Annotated in this window: 18 protein-coding genes; 9 read left to right on the top strand and 9 right to left on the bottom strand. The window is 50.3% G+C overall.

The features are described from left to right. The 6 genes from moaE (at position 1) to EFER_RS11665 (ending at position 4,790) form a co-directional block, all read left to right on the top strand. Positions 1-453: a molybdopterin synthase catalytic subunit MoaE gene (moaE, locus tag EFER_RS11690; RefSeq protein WP_000852287.1), complete on the top strand. Its 453-nt coding sequence runs from the start codon at positions 1-3 to the stop codon at positions 451-453. Positions 454-499: 46 nt separating this feature from the next. Continuing rightward, the gene (locus EFER_RS11685) at positions 500-1,204 is read left to right on the top strand and encodes a Bax inhibitor-1/YccA family protein (RefSeq protein ID WP_000373607.1); all 705 of its coding nucleotides are present in this window, start codon (positions 500-502) and stop codon (positions 1,202-1,204) included. A gap of 362 nt (positions 1,205-1,566) precedes the next feature. Next, the gene (locus tag EFER_RS11680; protein WP_002431436.1) at positions 1,567-3,228 is read left to right on the top strand and encodes a phosphoethanolamine transferase; all 1,662 of its coding nucleotides are present in this window, start codon (positions 1,567-1,569) and stop codon (positions 3,226-3,228) included. A gap of 198 nt (positions 3,229-3,426) precedes the next feature. Further along, on the top strand, positions 3,427-4,140 hold the full coding sequence (locus EFER_RS11675; protein ID WP_000446892.1) for a Bax inhibitor-1/YccA family protein: 714 nt from the start codon (positions 3,427-3,429) through the stop codon (positions 4,138-4,140). 58 nt (positions 4,141-4,198) lie between these two features. After that, entirely contained in the window at positions 4,199-4,555 is a 357-nt protein-coding gene (locus EFER_RS11670) for a DUF3969 family protein (RefSeq protein WP_001177701.1), read from the top strand. A gap of 13 nt (positions 4,556-4,568) precedes the next feature. Next, complete coding sequence (locus EFER_RS11665; protein ID WP_000471748.1) at positions 4,569-4,790, top strand: hypothetical protein; 222 nt, start codon at positions 4,569-4,571, stop codon at positions 4,788-4,790. 3 nt (positions 4,791-4,793) lie between these two features. On the opposite strand, the gene EFER_RS11660 is transcribed toward EFER_RS11665, so the two are convergent. From EFER_RS11660 to EFER_RS11650, 3 genes are read right to left on the bottom strand one after another with little or no spacing between them, the layout of a single operon-like run. Next, a complete protein-coding gene (locus EFER_RS11660) occupies positions 4,794-5,750 on the bottom strand; it encodes a lysylphosphatidylglycerol synthase domain-containing protein (RefSeq protein WP_000045438.1) in 957 nt (318 codons plus the stop codon). Next, a complete protein-coding gene (gene clsB, locus EFER_RS11655; RefSeq protein ID WP_000650326.1) occupies positions 5,750-6,991 on the bottom strand; it encodes a cardiolipin synthase ClsB in 1,242 nt (413 codons plus the stop codon). The genes EFER_RS11660 and clsB overlap by 1 nt, the downstream gene beginning before the upstream one ends. Then, on the bottom strand, positions 6,988-7,749 hold the full coding sequence (locus EFER_RS11650) for an endonuclease/exonuclease/phosphatase family protein (RefSeq protein WP_001145121.1): 762 nt from the start codon (positions 7,747-7,749) through the stop codon (positions 6,988-6,990). Before EFER_RS11650 ends, clsB begins: the two co-directional genes overlap by 4 nt. A 132-nt stretch (positions 7,750-7,881) precedes the next feature. Here EFER_RS11650 and EFER_RS11645 point away from each other — a divergent pair, with 132 nt between their 5' ends. After that, positions 7,882-8,292: a YbhQ family protein gene (locus EFER_RS11645; RefSeq protein ID WP_000871982.1), complete on the top strand. Its 411-nt coding sequence runs from the start codon at positions 7,882-7,884 to the stop codon at positions 8,290-8,292. On the opposite strand, the gene EFER_RS11640 is transcribed toward EFER_RS11645, so the two are convergent. Genes EFER_RS11640 through cecR form a run of 5 tightly spaced genes read right to left on the bottom strand, consistent with a single transcriptional unit; the run spans position 8,254 to position 13,895 of the window. Then, on the bottom strand, positions 8,254-9,360 hold the full coding sequence (locus EFER_RS11640; protein WP_000469031.1) for an ABC transporter permease: 1,107 nt from the start codon (positions 9,358-9,360) through the stop codon (positions 8,254-8,256). The two genes, EFER_RS11645 and EFER_RS11640, sit on opposite strands and share 39 nt — an antisense overlap. A 10-nt stretch (positions 9,361-9,370) precedes the next feature. Next, complete coding sequence (locus tag EFER_RS11635) at positions 9,371-10,504, bottom strand: ABC transporter permease (protein ID WP_000070131.1); 1,134 nt, start codon at positions 10,502-10,504, stop codon at positions 9,371-9,373. Continuing rightward, entirely contained in the window at positions 10,497-12,233 is a 1,737-nt protein-coding gene (locus EFER_RS11630; RefSeq protein ID WP_015953564.1) for an ATP-binding cassette domain-containing protein, read from the bottom strand. The genes EFER_RS11635 and EFER_RS11630 overlap by 8 nt, the downstream gene beginning before the upstream one ends. After that, a complete protein-coding gene (gene hlyD / locus EFER_RS11625) occupies positions 12,226-13,221 on the bottom strand; it encodes a secretion protein HlyD (RefSeq protein ID WP_000743444.1) in 996 nt (331 codons plus the stop codon). Before hlyD ends, EFER_RS11630 begins: the two co-directional genes overlap by 8 nt. Positions 13,222-13,223: 2 nt before the next feature. Then, entirely contained in the window at positions 13,224-13,895 is a 672-nt protein-coding gene (gene cecR, locus EFER_RS11620) for a DNA-binding transcriptional regulator CecR (RefSeq protein ID WP_001296991.1), read from the bottom strand. Positions 13,896-14,123: 228 nt separating this feature from the next. Here cecR and rhlE point away from each other — a divergent pair, with 228 nt between their 5' ends. Next, positions 14,124-15,488 carry an ATP-dependent RNA helicase RhlE gene (rhlE, locus tag EFER_RS11615; protein ID WP_000007084.1) on the top strand — a complete coding sequence of 455 codons (1,365 nt, stop codon included), beginning with the start codon at positions 14,124-14,126 and terminating at the stop codon, positions 15,486-15,488. A 231-nt stretch (positions 15,489-15,719) separates the two neighbouring features. Here the strand turns inward: rhlE and ybiA are convergent, their stop codons facing one another. Beyond that, positions 15,720-16,202 (bottom strand): N-glycosidase YbiA, encoded by a 483-nt coding sequence (ybiA, locus tag EFER_RS11605; protein WP_001145123.1) that lies wholly within the window; start codon positions 16,200-16,202, stop codon positions 15,720-15,722. A 119-nt stretch (positions 16,203-16,321) separates the two neighbouring features. Between ybiA and dinG the strand changes: the two genes are divergently transcribed. After that, positions 16,322-18,472, top strand: a complete 2,151-nt coding sequence (gene dinG / locus EFER_RS11600; RefSeq protein ID WP_001218658.1) for an ATP-dependent DNA helicase DinG — start codon at positions 16,322-16,324, stop codon at positions 18,470-18,472. The last annotated feature ends 5 nt before the right edge of the window (positions 18,473-18,477 follow it).

Here is an 18,477-nt window from a genome sequence, read left to right as displayed (position 1 = left end):
ATGGCAGAAACCAAAATTGTTGTCGGCCCGCAGCCGTTCAGCGTAGGAGAAGAGTATCCGTGGCTGGCGGAGCGTGACGAAGACGGTGCAGTAGTCACCTTTACCGGTAAGGTGCGCAACCATAACCTGGGCGACAGCGTCAAAGCATTAACCCTCGAACACTATCCGGGGATGACTGAAAAAGCACTGGCAGAAATTGTCGATGAAGCGCGTAACCGCTGGCCGCTGGGGCGCGTCACGGTGATTCACCGCATCGGGGAATTATGGCCGGGCGATGAAATCGTTTTTGTCGGTGTCACCAGTGCGCATCGCAGCAGTGCGTTTGAAGCCGGGCAGTTTATTATGGACTATCTCAAAACCCGCGCACCATTCTGGAAGCGCGAAGCCACGCCGGAAGGCGACCGCTGGGTTGAAGCCCGGGAGAGCGACCAGCAGGCAGCAAAACGCTGGTAGAATAATGTGATACGCTTAACGTATCACTTTCTACCAGGAGGATGCCATGGACCGTTTCCCACGTTCCGATTCCATTGTGCAGGCGCGTTCCGGCCTGCAAACCTATATGGCGCAGGTATATGGCTGGATGACAGCTGGCCTGCTGCTTACCGCTTTTGTTGCCTGGTATGCAGCCAATTCGGCAGCTCTGATGGAGCTACTTTTCACCAATCGCGTCTTTCTGATAGGCCTGGTGATAGCACAATTAGCTTTAGTTATCGTGTTATCAGCGATGATTCAAAAGTTAAGTGCGGGTGTAACGACGACACTATTTATGCTCTATTCGGCGCTAACCGGACTAACGCTTTCCAGTATTTTCATTGTTTATACCGCGGCGTCTATTGCCAGCACTTTTGTTGTCACTGCCGGGATGTTCGGCGTAATGAGCCTGTACGGTTACACCACCAAACGTGATTTAAGTGGCTTCGGCAATATGTTGTTTATGGCGTTGATCGGCATTGTGCTGGCATCGCTGGTGAACTTCTGGCTGAAAAGCGAAGCGTTGATGTGGGCAGTTACCTACATCGGCGTGATTGTCTTTGTTGGATTGACGGCGTATGACACTCAGAAACTAAAAAATATGGGTGAGCAGATTGATACCCGCGATACCTCCAACCTGCGTAAATACTCCATCCTGGGGGCATTAACCCTTTACCTCGACTTCATCAACCTGTTCCTAATGTTGCTGAGAATATTTGGCAACCGTCGCTGAATATTTTACTTGCGTTGAATCCCGACCCGTAGTCGGGATTTTTTATCTGTATAATAACGGCAATTAATTAATTGTTTTGCAATTATTAATGTCATTAATGATGTTCGCTGGTGAGTTTACTGGCTTAAATTATCAGTCAGCTATTTAATTGAAATACAATAGCTTTTCTCTAAAAATTTGGTGCAAACGAAGAATAATAGAGTACAATTCGGCGGTTTAATATCGGTTAAGGTGGTTGTCTTTTTTAGCAAACTCCGATGCAATAAATTACTAACTCGCTGAAGTTTTGTTGCGACATTGTTATTTTATTGAAAATGTCGAACATTGAACATACATTCATGAAAAAAATGGATTAATTCTCTATGTCTTCTGTATTACCTTCATTGTCTGTTTATCCACGGCAGAGAAAAATATATCTTTTTTTAGCGCTATTATTTGCTTCAACATTGATTCAACTTTGGCCTTTATATCATTTACAACCTCTCCGGGTAATATTACGTGTTGGTGCATGCAACATGCTAATTATATTATCTCTGACAGCATGTTATCGCCTGTTGGTGGGGAAAATTTTAGCGCTGGGGGTGTCATTATTACTCACTGTTAATTTTATGATTGCGCTTTGTACATGGGAAATATATCAAAGCGATTTCAATATCGTATTTGCGATGAGTATTCTTGAAACTCATTGGGCTGAAGTTAAATCGATGACGGGTATGTATATTTCATGGATGCCGGTATGCGTCATTTATTTTCTATTGACATATTTCTCCATACACAATGGTGCAAAATGTCTCTCTTCTAAAATTCAACGCGCCGCAATGGTCATATTATTGATTTTTCTGGCATGGTTTACTTACAGTCAATGGAAAAAACAGCAGAAAGATGGTCTTGGCGGCTATTATCCTTTAAGCGCTCGCGCATTAAAAGTTACACCATTTTACGTTGCTTCAAATTTTATTGTTGCATACCGTGACATTGCTTTTGCAAAAGAGCTAAAGCAGATTGATATAGATTTACCGGGGTTAACGACTAAAGACACTGATATTGATACCTATGTAATCATTATTGGTGAGTCTGCACGTCGCAGTAATATGAGCTTGTATGGTTTCGAACAGAATACTACGCCCGTACAAAATACAATCGCACCGCAGGCACTAATTTTTGATAACGCTATTTCACCTGCGGCGGCGACAGTGACTTCGATTCCAATGATTCTCAGTAAGGCATCAACAGAAAGTTTTACTGCTGCCGATTTATCAAACAATATTGTTACGTTAGCTAATAAAGCTGGTTTTCAAACAACATGGCTGAGTACACAGAATGTTGTGGGTAAACATAATAACTACATTACCCTTATCGGAAGTGCCAGCAATAAATCGCAGTGGATGACAGGTGAATATGACGATGCCCTTTTACCCCATCTTGATGAAGCCTTAAAAGAAAAAGGTAAAAAACTCATCATGTTGCACATCAATGGTAGTCATGAAATTGCCTGTACGCGTTATCCTGAATGGGCAGATAAATTCAAAACTGGCAATAAATATGAGGATTGCTACAACAACTCTATATTGTTCACTGATTATGTTATTGGTGAGGTCATAAAGCGTCTTGAAGGTAGTAAATCCTCATTGCTTTATTTTTCTGATCATGGCCTGGAAAAAAATCCTGATATTCCGTCACTTTATATGCATGGCGCAGATACACCAAGTAAAGAAGCCTACGATGTACCGCAATTTATCTGGTACAGTTCTGAGGCATTGAACAGTCAATCGCGTAAGCTTGGTCATATTCGTGAGAACTATTCGTTGCTCAATAACTATGCAATGATGCTTGACTGGCTGGGCATTTCCACTGGCGAAACACGGTGCAACTCTCCGTTGTCTGAATGTTATCGTCCTGCGACATCTATCCCTGTAACGGACGGTAGTCGAGCTAAAGTCTTTGAATATAAAGATCTGCGTGATACCTTTGCCTCACCGAAGAAAAAGATTCCTTATCGCGAAGCCAGTCCTAATCCGCTGTAAATTAATGTCTGGGGAGCATCGTCAGGTGCTCCCTGATTCTTATTCAAAATACACCAGACAAGTGCCAGACCATAAAATACGTTTTACCACATGGCGGTTGCCTTTTTCGCATCCATAAATATAAAAATATTTTGTATGAATAACTTTAGGTTCATTCACAATAGTAATTTAAGTTTTTCACTAAGGACAACTAAAAGAATGGAATCATACTCGAAAAACAATGATAAATTCGATTACATGTGTGAGGCGAAAATATTAAACGCCATATGGCTCATTACCGCTGTCGGTTTGGCGGCAACCGCAGGTCTGGCCTGGATAGCTAATTATCTCGAAATTACGGCAACAAAATATGATTCACCGCAAATGTATGTTGCCATAGGATTATCATTACTTTGTATGTATGGCTTAAGTAAAGATATCAACAAGATAAATGCCGCCATCGCAGGCGTAATGTATCTGTTTTTAATCTCTTTGGTGGCGATTGTCGTTGCTAGTTTAGCTCCTGTATCTGCCATTATCCTTGTGTTCAGCACTGCGGGCGCGATGTTTTTAATCAGTATGCTGGCCGGTTTATTATTTAATGTTGATCCTGGTTCTCACCGTTTCATCATTATGATGACGTTGACAGGGTTGGCTCTGGTGATCAGCGTGAATGCCGCATTAATGAGTGAACGACCCATTTGGGTAATAAGTTGCTTAATGATTGTTTTATGGTCAGGCATTATCTCGCATGGACGAAATAAGCTCCTTGAACTGGCAGGAAAATGCCATAGCGAAGAGTTGTGGAGTCCGGTTCGTTGCGCTGTTACAGGTGCATTAACACTCTATTACTATTTTATCGGCTTCTTTGGGATTCTTGCAGCAATAGTGATAACGCTTGTCTGGCAAAGGCATACGCGGTTTCATATTTAACGCACTTTCGACTTACGTTTAGAAATGTAGTATCTGAAATACAATAGTGGAGAATATCATGCAGTTAGTTTGTACCATCGATAATAAATATATGGATAAATTTATGGCTATACTGCTTTCAGGAGTGTTACATTCCTTGAAAGAAGGCACGATAACTATAGATGAATCTGAACTACTAGTTTTCAGACCTTTTATTTCCAGGCTTTTACACAAAAATGATTGTGATAAAGAGCTAATAGAGATAATTGATCTTGGTTGTGATCTTGAAAATATTGAATCATTAGTTCCTGAGTATCTTGATGATGCTATAAAAAACTTAATAATCAAAACAAGTGATTTTACATATGCAATAAAAGATAGTTATCCTTTGAGTAATAAAATGGAACATGCAGTATCTTTTATGTTTAGAGATTAAAAAGGTTTATAAAATGTTCAAAGATAAAACTCTGGCAGCAGATATCAGCGCATTAATGCTCAATATTGGTTCTCAATTAGATGCGTCAGTATTATATGTTCAGCAAGCTTGCGATGAATCTGAGCTTAATATTTATCGTTCCGCCGTCGGGGAAATTATGGGGCGCATGTTAATCGATATCATGAACCCCATCTATAAACAGCATCCCGAACTTAAACCAAAAGAACTTAACTAAACTTCACATCGCCGCTTCATTTTTCGCTCGTAGCTTCTTCGCCTGGCTTTCCAGCAACAGGTAACAGATCAGCGCCAGCAGCAGCGGGATAAAGTAATACAGCACACGGTAAGCGAGCAGGGCGGCGATAATTGTGCCTTTGGAGGTATGCTCCCCAGCCAGTAGCGCGATAAACACCGCTTCCAGCACACCAATCCCCGCCGGAATATGCACGATGACGCCAGCAATACTACTAACCAGCAACACGCCCAGTACAAAGAAATAGTTCACGTTTTGACCCAGCAACAGCCAGATAATCGCTCCCATTACCATCCAGTTAACGCTGGAAATCAGCATCTGGGCGAGGGCGAATTTCCATGAAGGCAGCACCAGTTTTTGTCCTTTGATGGTCATATGGCGGTGCTTCGCGAAAGCGCAAAACCACAAATAAACCGCGATAATCATCAGTAAGCCAATGCCGAGAATGCGCAGCGTGGTTTGATCGACATACCAGTGGTCCGGCAGCTCCACCACGCCTGCGGTAAAGATAATCCCGGCCAGCAAAATATAGCCCAGCCAGTTGGTGGTAATACTGAGCGAGAAAATCCGCGTAATAGTGCTGCCCGGTAACCCTAGCCGGGAGTACAAACGATAGCGCATACCAATGCCGCCGACCCAGGTACTGAGCGTCAGGTTGAAGGCGTAACAGATAAACGACACCAGCATGACCTGGCGTTTTGCCAGTTTATGACCGCAGTAGAAGCGGGCGAGCAGATCATAGCAGCCATATATCAGATAGCTGACGACCACCAGCCCAATCGCACTGAGCAGCGCAACGCGATTGTAGTCTCGGATGACCTTCCAGACCTCTTCCCAGTCCACTTTTTTGGCGTAGACCACCAGCAACACTATCACCGCGATAAAAAACAGCCAGGTGAGGATCTTCTTTGCTAAGCGCCAGCGTGGGTGTGATTTACTCATCAGGGTTTTACCCCCGTGTTTTCAGTTTCTATCCGATCCTGAGTTTCCATTGTCGGTTGTGCGGGGGGATCAACTTGCGCCAGACGCGGCGTGTGCGCCGGAAGCCAGCCCACCAGCGCCGGGAAGTGGCGCAAAAAATGGAATGCCAGCACGCTTTTGGTCAGGTTCCACCAGGTGCGTTTCGGCAGCATGGATTCATCCACTTGTTGACAGTCGGCGGCGATGATGCCGTTCAGATTATCGCGTAGCGTCTGGTTAAAATTACGATCGTGAATGATGACGTTTGCTTCGAGATTTAGCGACAAACTGAGCGGATCGAGATTACTGGACCCTACCGTCGCCCAGTGATCGTCCATCAATGCCACTTTACCGTGGAGCGGGCGGCGGCGGTACTCAAATACCTGAACGCCGCCTTTAACCAGATAGTTGTACAGTAAACGCGCGCCGACTCTGACAATGGGCATATCCGGTTCGCCCTGAATGATCAGCTTGATCCGCACCCCGCGCCGCGCCGCTTTGCGTAAGGCGTGCAAAAATCGATAGCCAGGAAAGAAGTAGGCGTTGGCGATAATCACTTCCCGACGAGCCTGAGTGAGCATTTTCAGATAGTGGCGTTCGATATCATCACGATGTTCTTCGTTATCGCGCCAAACCAATAATACCTGCGCTTCTCCCGGCTGGCGGTTTTCTTCCGCTTTGTGATGACGTCGCCACCAGCGTCGTGCTGCGCTGTGTCCTGGCAGGTTTTCCAGTTCAAACTGGAGAATATCTTCGACAATCGGCCCTTCAAGGCGCACTGCGTAATCCTGTTTAGCCTCTGGACCGTAGCTGGACATATGCTCGGCGGAGTAATTCAGCCCACCAATAAAGGCGATACGTGCGTCGATCACCACAATTTTGCGATGCATCCGGCGAAACACATTGGTGCGCATACCAAAAAGGCGAGGGCGGGGATCGTAGTAGCGGAACACCACGCCAGCTGCCGTCAGTTCATTGACAAACTCATCGCTGAGATCCGGCGAACCGTAGCCATCCAGCAAGACTTCCGCTTTTACCCCGCGTTGCGCTGCTGCCAGTAGTGCCGCATGCAGCTGTTTGCCGACGTCATCCTCAAACCAGATAAACGTTTCAAGAATGATGCGTTCTTGTGCCTCGCCAATCGCCTTAAACACCGCGGGATAATATTGCTCGCCGTTTTCCAGCAACTGGATCTTATTGCCTTCGCGCCAGCTACATTTCATAAATGAATCTCCGCACTTAAAGGGGCATGATCAGAAAGGTGTCGCCATGTCCGCAGCGGCAACGCGGTTGGCGCGCTGGCGCTGGCATTTTTGACGTAGATCCTGTCCAGTCGTAGTAGAGGAAATTGCACCGGAAACGTGCGCGCCGGGCGTCCGTGGGCGCGGGTAAAAATCTCATCCAGTCCGGCCTGTACTTTTAACGGATGATTAGCTTTTTGCCGCCAGTCGTTGAAATCACCCGCCACCAATACTGGTTCGCCGTCCGGCAGCTCATTCACCCATTCGGCGAGCATCGCAAGCTGCGCCTGACGGTGCGCTTCACGCAGGCCCAGATGTACGCACATCACATGAATCGCTTTCCCGGTCATTGGCGGCACAATGCGGCAGTAGAGCACGCCGCGCTTTTCCGCACCATCGACCGAAACATCACGATTCTCATAATGTTCAATGGGATAGCGCGACAGTACGGCGTTACCGTGATGCCCTTCCGGGTATACGGCATTGCGACCGTAGGCAAAATCGCTCCACATAGTGTCGGCGAGAAACTCGTAGTGCGAGGTATCGGGCCAGTTTTCCACATGCAGCGGATGAACTTCATGCGCACCCATCACTTCTTGCAGGCAAACAATATCGGCACTGACGGTACGCACGGCGTCGCGAAGTTCCGGCAAAATGAAGCGTCGGTTAAACGCGGTAAAGCCTTTGTGAATATTGATGGTGAGCACCTTGAACGAAAATTGTTGTGTTTGAACGGGCATAATTTTCCTGTCTTTGCCTCTTATCTCATTGAAATAGTGTAGTCGGCGTCACAAAAAGATGCGGTCTTACGGAATTTTCCGTAAAGTTCGGTACTCTGAGTAAGTAGAGATAAATTCTTCAGGAGAGAAGCCATGAAGTGGCAACAACGTGTTCGTGTCGCAACTGGTCTAAGTTGCTGGCAGATTATGTTGCATTTACTGGTAGTGGCGCTGCTGGTGGTGGGCTGGATGAGTAAAACTCTGGTTCACGTTGGCGTAGGATTATGCGCACTGTATTGTGTCACGGTAGTGATGATGCTGGTGTTTCAGCGCCACCCCGAGCAACGCTGGCGTGAGGTGGCAGATGTGCTGGAAGAACTGACCACAACCTGGTATTTTGGCGCAGCGCTGATTGTGCTGTGGCTGTTATCCCGCGTACTGGAAAACAACTTTTTGCTGGCGATTGCAGGGCTGGCGATCCTTGCTGGCCCGGCAGTAGTGTCTTTACTGGCGAAAGATAAGAAGTTACATCACCTTACGTCTAAACATCGCGTACGCCGCTGACCCTGTCGTGGCCGTTATCACCAGTAGCGGCCACAAACTATTCCACACAATATCCAGACTCGCATCCTTCAAATAAATCTGCTTGGTAATGTCCGTAAAGTGGCGGATAGGGTTAATCCACGTCAGGTTTTGCAGCCACACTGGCATGTTCTCCACTGGCGAAACGTAACCAGAAAGGAGAATGGCGGGCATCATAAAGACAAACACGCCGATAAACGCCTGCTGTTGCGTTGAACAGAGTGACGAAATCAACAGACCGAATCCCACCAGCGATAAACCGTAAATCACCATCGTAAAGTAGAATAGCGCCAGCGATCCAGCGAAGGGGATTTGATACGCCCAGATACCAATCGCCAGCACAATGGTTGCCTGAAACGTGGCGACAATTAACGCAGGTACGGCTTTGCCGATAAATATCTGCCAGGTGGTGAGGGGCGAAACCAGTAACTGATCGAGCGTACCCTGTTCACGTTCGCGGGCGACGGAAAGTGACGTGACGATCATTACGCCGATAGTGGTGATCATGGCGATCAGCGACGGCACCACAAACCATTTGTAGTCGAGATTCGGGTTATACCAGTTGCGTACCACCAGCTCGCTGTTGTTGGGTTTCGGTTTTCCTTCCAGCAGCTCCTGCTGATAATTTTTGACGATCTGTTGCAGGTAGTTGGCGGCAATTTGCGCACTGTTGGAGTTGCGCCCGTCGAGGATCAACTGCAATGGCGCGGTCTGGAAGGTATCCAATTTGCGTGAGAAATCAGCCGGGAAACGTACCAACAATAACGCCTTTTGCGTGTCGATGGTTGGGCGGATCTCCTGCGGGCTTTTCAGCAGCAACACATGGGTAAAGGCGCTGGCACGGGCAAAACGCTGGGTCAGCTCCACCGAATGCTCGCCGTTATCTTCATCGTAGATGGCGATGGTGGCGTTGGTCACTTCCAGTGTGGCGGCGAACGGGAAAAGAATCACCTGAATCAGCACGGGTAAAATCAGAATCGCGCGGGTTTGCGGTTCACGCAGCAACGACTGCAACTCTTTGCGGATTAACGTCCATAAGCGATGAAACATGCTCTTCTCCCTAATCCAGCCGACGTTTGGTTTTCAGCCACGTCAGACCGATAAACATCACCGCCGAAGCGATCAAAAACAGCACGTTCACCACCAGCACCACTGGAATATTCCCGGCGAGGAACAGGCTTTGCAGGGTACTGACGAAATAACGTGCAGGAATAATGTACGTCACCGCACGGATAACCGCAGGCATACTGTCTATCTGAAAAATAAAGCCGGAAAGCATAATTGACGGCAGAAAAGCGGCGTTCAGGGCAACTTGTGCGGCGTTGAACTGGTTGCGGGTAATTGTGGAAATCAGCAGCCCCATTCCCAGAGTACTGAGCAAAAACAGGCTGGAGATAAAAAACAGAATCAGCAGCGACCCGCGATACGGCACGCCGAGAATAAACACTGACACCAGCATACACAACAACATCGCCAGCATCCCAAGGAAGTAATAAGGGATCAGCTTACACAGCAACAGTTCCGTGCGGGTTATCTCCGTAGAGAGTAACGCCTCCATGGTGCCGCGTTCCCATTCTCGCGCCACCACCAGCGAGGTGAGAATCGCGCCGATAACCGTCATGATGATGGTCACCGCACCGGGGATAATAAAGTGCTGGCTAATCGCCGCCGGGTTAAACCAGTAGCGAGTCTGGACGTCGATAAGCGGTTCAAAAGTCTGCCCGTTGTCCTCTGCCCGCTGCATTTGCCAGATCTGCCAGATCCCTTCGACATAACCTTGCACAAAGTTAGCGGTATTTGGCTCACTGCCGTCGGTGATCACCTGAATCGGCGCGGTAGCGTTGGCGCGCTCCATCTGTTCGGCGAAATCCACCGGAATCACCACCAGGCCACGAATTTTTCCCGCCTGCATTTTGGCGATCAATTCCTGACGGTTATCGCTGATGGTGGCGTCGATGTAGGGCGAACCGGTCATGGTATGGGTGAAATCCAGCGCCGCTTCGCTACGCTGTTCCAGCAAGATCCCGACCCGCAGCTTGCTGGAGTCGAGGTTAATGCCGTAGCCAAATATAAACAGCAGCAACAGTGGGATCACCACTGCAATCAGCCAGCTACTCGGATCGCGAACGATCTGCCGCGTCTCTTTGACGCACAGCGCCCGCACGCGACGCCAGGACAGGATGGGGTTACTCATTGCCATGCTCCTTATCCCAGTCGTGGATCAACTGAATAAAGGCCTGCTCCATTGTGGGATCGGGTTGCTCGTCGTTGGCCGACTGCGCTTTCAAATCATCCGGCGTGCCGCTGGCGATTAATTTCCCACGGTACACCAGGCCGATGCGGTCGCAATATTCTGCTTCATCCATAAAGTGGGTGGTGACCATCACCGTGACGCCTTTCTCTACCATGCTGTTGATATGCAGCCAAAATTCGCGGCGGGTGAGGGGATCAACGCCGGAAGTCGGTTCATCGAGAAACAGAATGTCCGGTTCATGCATCAGCGAACAGGCCAGCGCCAGACGCTGTTTAAAACCTAAGGGCAGTTCATCGGTCGCGTGGGAGGCGATACTTTTCAGGCCAAATGCCTCGCTCATACGGGTGATTTTTTCGTTCTGCGCCCGACCGCGTAAACCATACACGCCGGAGAAAAAGCGTAAATTCTGTTCAACCGTCAGATTGCCATAGAGCGAAAACTTTTGCGCCATATAGCCGAGATGCTGGCGTGCTTTACCGGAACTCTCTTTCAGATCCATTCCCAGCACCAGCGCCTGGCCGGATGTTGGCACCAGCAAACCGCACATCATCTTAAAGGTGGTCGATTTCCCTGCGCCGTTTGGCCCGAGCAAACCAAAGATTTCACCGCGTTTGACGGCAAAGTTGACGTGATCGGTGGCGGCAAAATCGCCAAACTTTTTGGTCAGCTCTTTCGCTTCGATCACCGTCTCGCCAGGTGTACCTTCCACCGTATGCAATATTGCGCCCAGCGGTGATTCTGAGGTTCCGGCACCGCCCAGCAAATCAATAAACGCATCTTCAAAACGAGGCGTAGTTTCGTTGATATTGATTTCCGGCATTCCGTCGGCATGGCGAATATCGTCTGGTGTGGCCTCTTTTTTGAGGATCAGACGTACCGATTTCCCCTGAATCATGCCGTCGCTGACCTGTGGCAGTTTCAAGGCGCGTTGCAACAATTTGCGGTTGCCCTCGTGCGGGCTGGTCATCAGAAAGCTACGTCCGGCCATGGTTTGTGTCAGGGCCGTCGGTTCTCCTTGGTACAACAATTCACCTTCGTTCATCAGTAACACGTCACGGCACTGCTCGGCTTCGTCGAGATACGAGGTACTCCAGAGGATTAACATCCCTTCGCCCGCCAGCTCATGCACCATCTGCCACAGTTCGCGCCGTGAGATAGGGTCAACACCGACGCCGGGTTCATCGAGCAGCAACACTTTCGGTTCGCCCACCAGGGTACAGGCCAGGCCAAGTTTTTGTTTCATCCCACCGGAGAGCTTGCCCGCCAGGCGTCCGGTAAACGGGCCAAGAGACGTAAACTCCAGCAGGCGAGCAAAAGTTTGCTTACGTGCCTCGCCAGTGACGCTGCGCAAATCCGCGTACAGATTGAGGTTCTCCATCACCGTGAGATCTTCATACAGGCCGAATTTCTGCGGCATATAGCCGAGAACGGCGTGCAGCGCGCCGTCGTTTTTGATCGGATCAAAGCCAATCACCGTGGCGCTGCCGCTATCGGGTTTCAGTAATCCCGCCAGCATGCGCATCAGTGTGGTTTTACCTGCGCCATCCGGCCCCACCAGCCCCGTTACATAACCAGCATGAATGGTACAGTCGAGCGGCGCGACAGCGGGCTTGTCCATGCCCGGAAAGCGTTTTTCCAGGCCGTTCAGCGTGATAACGGCATCATTCATGTCCTGCCTCGTCACCGAATTGCACCGTCACCGGCATTCCCTGGCGTAACGCATCATCGGCGTCGGTCACCACAATACGCAGGCGATAGACGAGGTCGGTACGCAGATCCGGCGTTTCGACGGTTTTCGGGGTAAATTCAGCAGTCGGTGAAACGAAACCAATCTGCCCGTGATACGGCTTGTCCGGGCGACCATCGGTATAAAGCAGCACTTTGCGCCCCGGCTGGGCCTGGTCAAGATTACGTTCATCAACATAAGCGCGCACCCACACCGGACGCGTTAGTGAAACGGTAAACACCGTGCCACCTTCATTGAGAACCGTGCCTGGTTCCACCGCGCGGGTTAACAGCGTGCCATCAGACGGTGCTATTAACGTTGAGTCCTGTAAATTCAGCTCCGCCTGCGCCAGTTGCGCCTGCGCCTGTTCGAGACTGGCTTTCGCCTGGGCGATGTCCTGTTCACGATTACCGGAGCGATACTGACGCAATTTATCCTGTGCTGATTTCAGCGTTGCCTGCGCCTGGTCGCGCGAGGAGCGGGCATTTTCCAGGTCGTTTGCCGAAATAGTGCGACTTTTCCACAGTCCTTGCTGGCGGTTATAGAAGTTCTGCGCATAGTCATAGGCGGCTTGCGCCTGTTTCACCGCTGCGGCGGCCTGAGCGATTTCCTCATCGCGGTACCCGGCAAGCATCAGGTCATACTGCGCCTGTGCCACCGAAACGCCCGCTTTCGCCTGCATCAGGGCAATCTCATACGGCTTATGATCCAGTTCGCCCAGTACCTGGCCCGCTTTGATCGCATCACCTTCGTCCACCGCCAGCGACTCAACGCGCCCCCCAACACGGAAACTAAGATTCACCGTACGAATATCCACGTTGCCATACAGCGTCAGGCCGTTATCCTGGCGGCTTTGATACCACCAGTAGCCTCCGGCAACCACGGCGGCAAGTACCACTACCGCCAGTCCGATCACGACAGGTTTTTTCATCACTACAAACTCCTTTGCGATAATCCTTGCAAAATCAGGTCGATATGACAGGTCACCGTCTGGTTGATCAGTTCGGTCTTTTCTTCATCGAACGCGGTCCAGCCGGTACGTAACAAAATGGTTTCTTTGCCAAGACGAAATGCCAGAATCTCACCAATCAACGCATGGGTATGAAGGATCATGCGGGTGTCATTGGCGTCGCAGCCGGTCCAGGCGGCAATCAGGCGTGTCAGGTGGCTGTGTAGCGGACTAATCACCTGTTCGTGCACCAGGTGGTAGGCTGCCGTGGGAGAGAGCTGCTCACGGGAGATAAACTTGCTGAGGTTGACGGTGTCATCCTGGGTGAGCAGCTTAATCATGTTCCTGCAGGCGCGAAGGATCAGTTCACGGATGGCAGCCCGATCAGGCTGTGGTTGGGCGAACAAGCGTTCGGCTTCCTCGGCATGCGGACGGAACTGCTCGCCAATAAAATCGGCAATCCACTGGGCGCAGGCGAGGTACAAATCTTCTTTCGAACCGAAGTAGTAGGTGATGGCAGCGATATTCTGCCCGGCCTGGGCGGCTATCTCGCGGGTGGTGGCGTTCATTCCATATTCACCAAACTGCGCCAGTGCGGCAGCAATCAGCTGTTTTTTAGCCTGTTCACCCTTGATTGTCATGGCAGGATTATTCATCGCACAGTCCATTCTTAATCAAATGATTGATTAAGATTATGTCTCCATCCTGGAGTTGTCCAGTATGGCTAAGAATTTTAGCTACGCCAGTCACAGGGATAATTTATGCGCTGTGTCACAAAAACTGCTACACTCCGCCCCCTCATGACATTGTGGTTTTTGTCATTTTCCTTTTCAGTATCTCCCTGAAAACTACACCGGTAACGGTCGGGGCGGTTCGGAGTAGTTATGTCTTTCGATTCTTTGGGGTTAAGCCCTGATATCTTGCGCGCCGTTGCCGAGCAAGGTTACCGTGAACCCACCCCTATTCAGCAGCAGGCGATCCCTGCGGTGCTGGAAGGCCGCGACCTGATGGCTAGCGCCCAGACCGGCACTGGCAAAACAGCGGGCTTTACGCTGCCGCTGTTGCAACACCTGATCACTCGCCAGCCGCACGCCAAAGGGCGTCGTCCGGTCCGTGCGCTCATTCTTACCCCAACCCGTGAACTGGCTGCACAGATTGGCGAAAACGTCCGTGATTACAGCAAATACCTGAATATTCGTTCGCTGGTGGTGTTTGGCGGCGTCAGCATCAACCCGCAGATGATGAAGCTGCGTGGCGGCGTTGATGTGCTGGTGGCAACGCCGGGACGTCTGCTGGACCTGGAACATCAGAATGCAGTGAAGCTGGACCAGATAGAAATCCTGGTCCTCGATGAAGCTGACCGTATGCTCGACATGGGCTTTATCCACGATATCCGTCGTGTGTTGACTAAGCTGCCAGCGAAGCGCCAGAACCTGTTGTTCTCCGCCACTTTCTCAGACGATATTAAAAACCTGGCGGAAAAACTGCTGCACAACCCGCTGGAAATCGAAGTGGCACGCCGCAATACCGCGTCTGATCAGGTGACCCAGCATGTTCACTTTGTTGATAAAAAACGCAAACGCGAATTGCTGTCGCACATGATTGGGAAAGGGAACTGGCAGCAGGTGCTGGTGTTTACCCGTACTAAACACGGCGCTAACCATCTGGCGGAACAGCTCAATAAAGATGGCATCCGTAGTGCGGCGATCCACGGTAATAAATCGCAAGGTGCGCGTACTCGTGCGCTGGCCGATTTTAAATCGGGCGATATTCGTGTTCTGGTGGCAACTGACATCGCTGCACGCGGTCTGGATATCGAAGAGTTGCCGCACGTCGTCAACTATGAACTGCCAAACGTACCGGAAGATTACGTCCACCGTATCGGGCGTACCGGTCGTGCAGCGGCAACTGGTGAAGCGTTATCGCTGGTGTGTGTGGATGAACACAAACTTCTGCGTGATATCGAAAAACTGCTGAAAAAAGAGATTCCACGCATTGCGATTCCGGGTTATGAGCCGGACCCGTCAATCAAAGCCGAACCGATCCAGAACGGTCGCCAGCAACGTGGCGGCGGCGGTCGTGGGCAAGGTGGTGGTCGCGGTCAACAGCAACCACGCCGTGGAGAAGGTGGCTCAAAATCTGCAAGCGCAAAACCTGCAGAAAAACCGTCTCGTCGTCTCGGCGATGCCAAACCGGCAGGCGAGCAACAACGCCGTCGCCGTCCGCGTAAACCTGCCGCTGCGCAGTAATCTTTAATGCCGGGCTATGCCCGGCATCAGGCTGATGAACAAACGCAAAACTGCCTGATGCGCTACGCTTATCAGGCCTACGTGAACTCTGCAATATATTGAATTTGCATGCTTTTGTAGGCCGGATAAGGCGTTTACGCCGCATCCGGCATTTCACAACAAGCACTTGTCAGCAATTTGAGAACACGGGAAAAAATTTATCTGTTTTACCGCCCATAAGCCACCGAGACGTTACTTCTCTATAGCCAATTGTTCGCGCAACTCCATTAAAAGGTAGCCCAGTCGATTCTTGCCCTTACCATTACCACCGTCTCCCCAGTAAGCATCGTTTTCCGTATGCTCAACCAGTTTTGCGGGCGCGGTTGCCAGCAAGAGCGCACGCAGTTCTGCATGCTGTTCGAATTTAGCGCGAAGTGCTTTTCGCATCACCTGTTCTTTGACCGACTCCCAGTTTTTACGCAGAGGCTTAGAACGATCGCGCCCCATGCGTGCGGCGACCATAGGGGAAGAAACCCGACGGATCTCTTCGCGGTATTTTTCATCAAGGAATTTTTGTGCCTGAAAATAGTGTTCTGAGGTGGGCCAGGTTTTCCCGTCAACCTTGATGGGCCAGGCGGCAAAGTTAGAAAAATCACCGTAGTCATCGCCGGTGCTGTAGAAATTTATGATGGTGTCTTGCATGACGTGTTGGATCCTTTGTGCTCGAACGGGCATTAAACCGCATTATGTTGATGGTTATTGCGAGCCGCTTTCCAGAAACAGAAAAACCATTACCCCTGAAAACCGAAAAATGCCACAATATTGGCTGTTTATACAGTATTTCAGGTTTTCTCATGGCATTAACCGCCGCGCTTAAAGCGCAAATTGCCGCCTGGTATAAGGCGCTTCAGGAACAGATCCCCGACTTTATTCCCCGTGCGCCGCAGCGGCAAATGATTGCGGACGTCGCCAAAACGCTGGCCGGAGAAGAAGGGCGGCATCTGGCGATTGAAGCACCCACCGGCGTTGGGAAAACGCTCTCCTATTTAATCCCCGGCATTGCCATTGCTCGCGAAGAGCAAAAAACGCTGGTGGTGAGTACCGCCAACGTGGCGTTGCAGGATCAGATCTACAGCAAAGATTTACCGTTGCTGAAAAAGATCATTCCCGATCTTAAATTTACAGCCGCTTTCGGGCGTGGGCGCTACGTTTGCCCGCGTAATCTGACGGCGCTCGCCAGCACTGAACCCACGCAACAGGATTTGCTGGCGTTTCTTGACGACGAACTGACGCCGAACAATCAGGAAGAGCAAAAACGTTGTGCGAAGTTGAAGGGCGATCTCGACACTTATAAATGGGATGGTCTGCGTGATCATACGGATATCGCCATTGATGACGATCTCTGGCGTCGTTTGAGTACCGACAAAGCCAGCTGCCTCAACCGCAACTGTTATTACTATCGCGAATGCCCGTTTTTTGTCGCTCGTCGGGAAATTCAGGAAGCGGAAGTGGTGGTGGCAAACCATGCGCTGGTGATGGCGGCGATGGAAAGCGAAGCCGTATTGCCTGACCCGAAAAATTTACTGCTGGTGCTGGACGAAGGTCATCACCTGCCGGATGTGGCGCGGGATGCGCTGGAGATGAGCGCCGAAATTACCGCGCCGTGGTATCGGCTGCAGCTGGACTTGTTTACGAAGCTTGTTGCTACCTGTATGGAGCAGTTTCGCCCGAAGACGATCCCACCGCTGGCAATCCCTGAACGTTTGAATGCGCATTGTGAAGAGTTGTATGAGCTTATCGCTTCGTTAAACAACATTCTCAATCTCTACATGCCAGCCGGTCAGGAGGCGGAGCACCGTTTTGCGATGGGCGAACTGCCTGATGAAGTGCTGGAGATCTGCCAGCGGCTGGCAAAACTCACCGAGATGCTGCGTGGTCTGGCGGAGTTATTTCTCAACGATTTAAGTGAGAAAACCGGCAGCCATGACATTGTACGCCTGCATCGGTTGATTTTGCAGATGAACCGCGCGTTGGGGATGTTCGAGGCGCAAAGCAAACTCTGGCGGCTGGCTTCTCTGGCGCAATCTTCCGGTGCGCCGGTGACCAAATGGGCGACGCGGGAGGAACGCGAAGGGCAGCTACATCTGTGGTTTCACTGTGTGGGTATTCGTGTTAGCGACCAACTGGAAAGGCTGCTGTGGCGCAGTATTCCGCACATTATTGTTACCTCCGCAACCTTGCGTTCGCTGAACAGTTTTTCGCGTTTGCAGGAGATGAGCGGGCTGAAAGAGAAAGCGGGTGACCGCTTTGTGGCGCTGGATTCGCCCTTTAACCACTGCGAACAGGGCAAAATTGTTATTCCCCGGATGCGCGTTGAGCCTTCCATCGACAACGAAGAGCAGCACATTGCTGAAATGGCGGCCTTTTTCCGTGAGCAGGTGGAGAGTAAAAAACATCTCGGTATGTTAGTGCTGTTTGCCAGCGGGCGTGCGATGCAGCGGTTTCTTGACTATGTGACGGATTTACGTCTGATGCTGCTGGTGCAGGGCGATCAGCCGCGTTATCGCTTAGTTGAACTGCACCGCAAACGCGTTGCCAACGGTGAGCGTAGTGTGCTGGTGGGTTTACAGTCATTTGCCGAAGGGCTTGATTTGAAAGGTGATCTGTTAAGCCAGGTGCATATCCACAAAATCGCCTTTCCACCCATCGACAGTCCGGTGGTGATCACCGAAGGTGAATGGCTGAAAAGCCTCAACCGCTATCCGTTTGAGGTGCAAAGCCTGCCGAGCGCCTCGTTTAACCTGATTCAGCAGGTTGGGCGACTGATTCGAAGCCACGGTTGCTGGGGCGAAGTGGTGATTTACGATAAACGCTTGCTCACCAAAAACTACGGCAAGCGGCTACTGGATGCATTACCGGTATTTCCGATAGAGCAACCGGAAGTCCCTGAAGGTATAGTTAAAAAGAAAGAAAAAACGAAATCCCCACGCCGTCGGCGGCGTTAATGATG

The organism is Escherichia fergusonii ATCC 35469 (assembly GCF_000026225.1).
Taxonomy (GTDB): Bacteria; Pseudomonadota; Gammaproteobacteria; order Enterobacterales; family Enterobacteriaceae; genus Escherichia; species Escherichia fergusonii.
This window is presented reverse-complemented; position numbering and strand designations above follow the sequence as displayed.

What these genes read in the sequence shown, in the direction of transcription:
- moaE (WP_000852287.1), top strand. Translation starts at nt 1, where the DNA reads ATGGCAGAAACCAAAATTGTTGTCGGCCCGCAGCCGTTCAGCGTAGGA.
- EFER_RS11685 (WP_000373607.1), top strand. Translation starts at nt 500, where the DNA reads ATGGACCGTTTCCCACGTTCCGATTCCATTGTGCAGGCGCGTTCCGGC.
- EFER_RS11680 (WP_002431436.1), top strand. Translation starts at nt 1,567, where the DNA reads ATGTCTTCTGTATTACCTTCATTGTCTGTTTATCCACGGCAGAGAAAA.
- EFER_RS11675 (WP_000446892.1), top strand. Translation starts at nt 3,427, where the DNA reads ATGGAATCATACTCGAAAAACAATGATAAATTCGATTACATGTGTGAG.
- EFER_RS11670 (WP_001177701.1), top strand. Translation starts at nt 4,199, where the DNA reads ATGCAGTTAGTTTGTACCATCGATAATAAATATATGGATAAATTTATG.
- EFER_RS11665 (WP_000471748.1), top strand. Translation starts at nt 4,569, where the DNA reads ATGTTCAAAGATAAAACTCTGGCAGCAGATATCAGCGCATTAATGCTC.
- EFER_RS11660 (WP_000045438.1), bottom strand. Translation starts at nt 5,750, where the DNA reads ATGAGTAAATCACACCCACGCTGGCGCTTAGCAAAGAAGATCCTCACC.
- clsB (WP_000650326.1), bottom strand. Translation starts at nt 6,991, where the DNA reads ATGAAATGTAGCTGGCGCGAAGGCAATAAGATCCAGTTGCTGGAAAAC.
- EFER_RS11650 (WP_001145121.1), bottom strand. Translation starts at nt 7,749, where the DNA reads ATGCCCGTTCAAACACAACAATTTTCGTTCAAGGTGCTCACCATCAAT.
- EFER_RS11645 (WP_000871982.1), top strand. Translation starts at nt 7,882, where the DNA reads ATGAAGTGGCAACAACGTGTTCGTGTCGCAACTGGTCTAAGTTGCTGG.
- EFER_RS11640 (WP_000469031.1), bottom strand. Translation starts at nt 9,360, where the DNA reads ATGTTTCATCGCTTATGGACGTTAATCCGCAAAGAGTTGCAGTCGTTG.
- EFER_RS11635 (WP_000070131.1), bottom strand. Translation starts at nt 10,504, where the DNA reads ATGAGTAACCCCATCCTGTCCTGGCGTCGCGTGCGGGCGCTGTGCGTC.
- EFER_RS11630 (WP_015953564.1), bottom strand. Translation starts at nt 12,233, where the DNA reads ATGAATGATGCCGTTATCACGCTGAACGGCCTGGAAAAACGCTTTCCG.
- hlyD (WP_000743444.1), bottom strand. Translation starts at nt 13,221, where the DNA reads ATGAAAAAACCTGTCGTGATCGGACTGGCGGTAGTGGTACTTGCCGCC.
- cecR (WP_001296991.1), bottom strand. Translation starts at nt 13,895, where the DNA reads ATGAATAATCCTGCCATGACAATCAAGGGTGAACAGGCTAAAAAACAG.
- rhlE (WP_000007084.1), top strand. Translation starts at nt 14,124, where the DNA reads ATGTCTTTCGATTCTTTGGGGTTAAGCCCTGATATCTTGCGCGCCGTT.
- ybiA (WP_001145123.1), bottom strand. Translation starts at nt 16,202, where the DNA reads ATGCCCGTTCGAGCACAAAGGATCCAACACGTCATGCAAGACACCATC.
- dinG (WP_001218658.1), top strand. Translation starts at nt 16,322, where the DNA reads ATGGCATTAACCGCCGCGCTTAAAGCGCAAATTGCCGCCTGGTATAAG.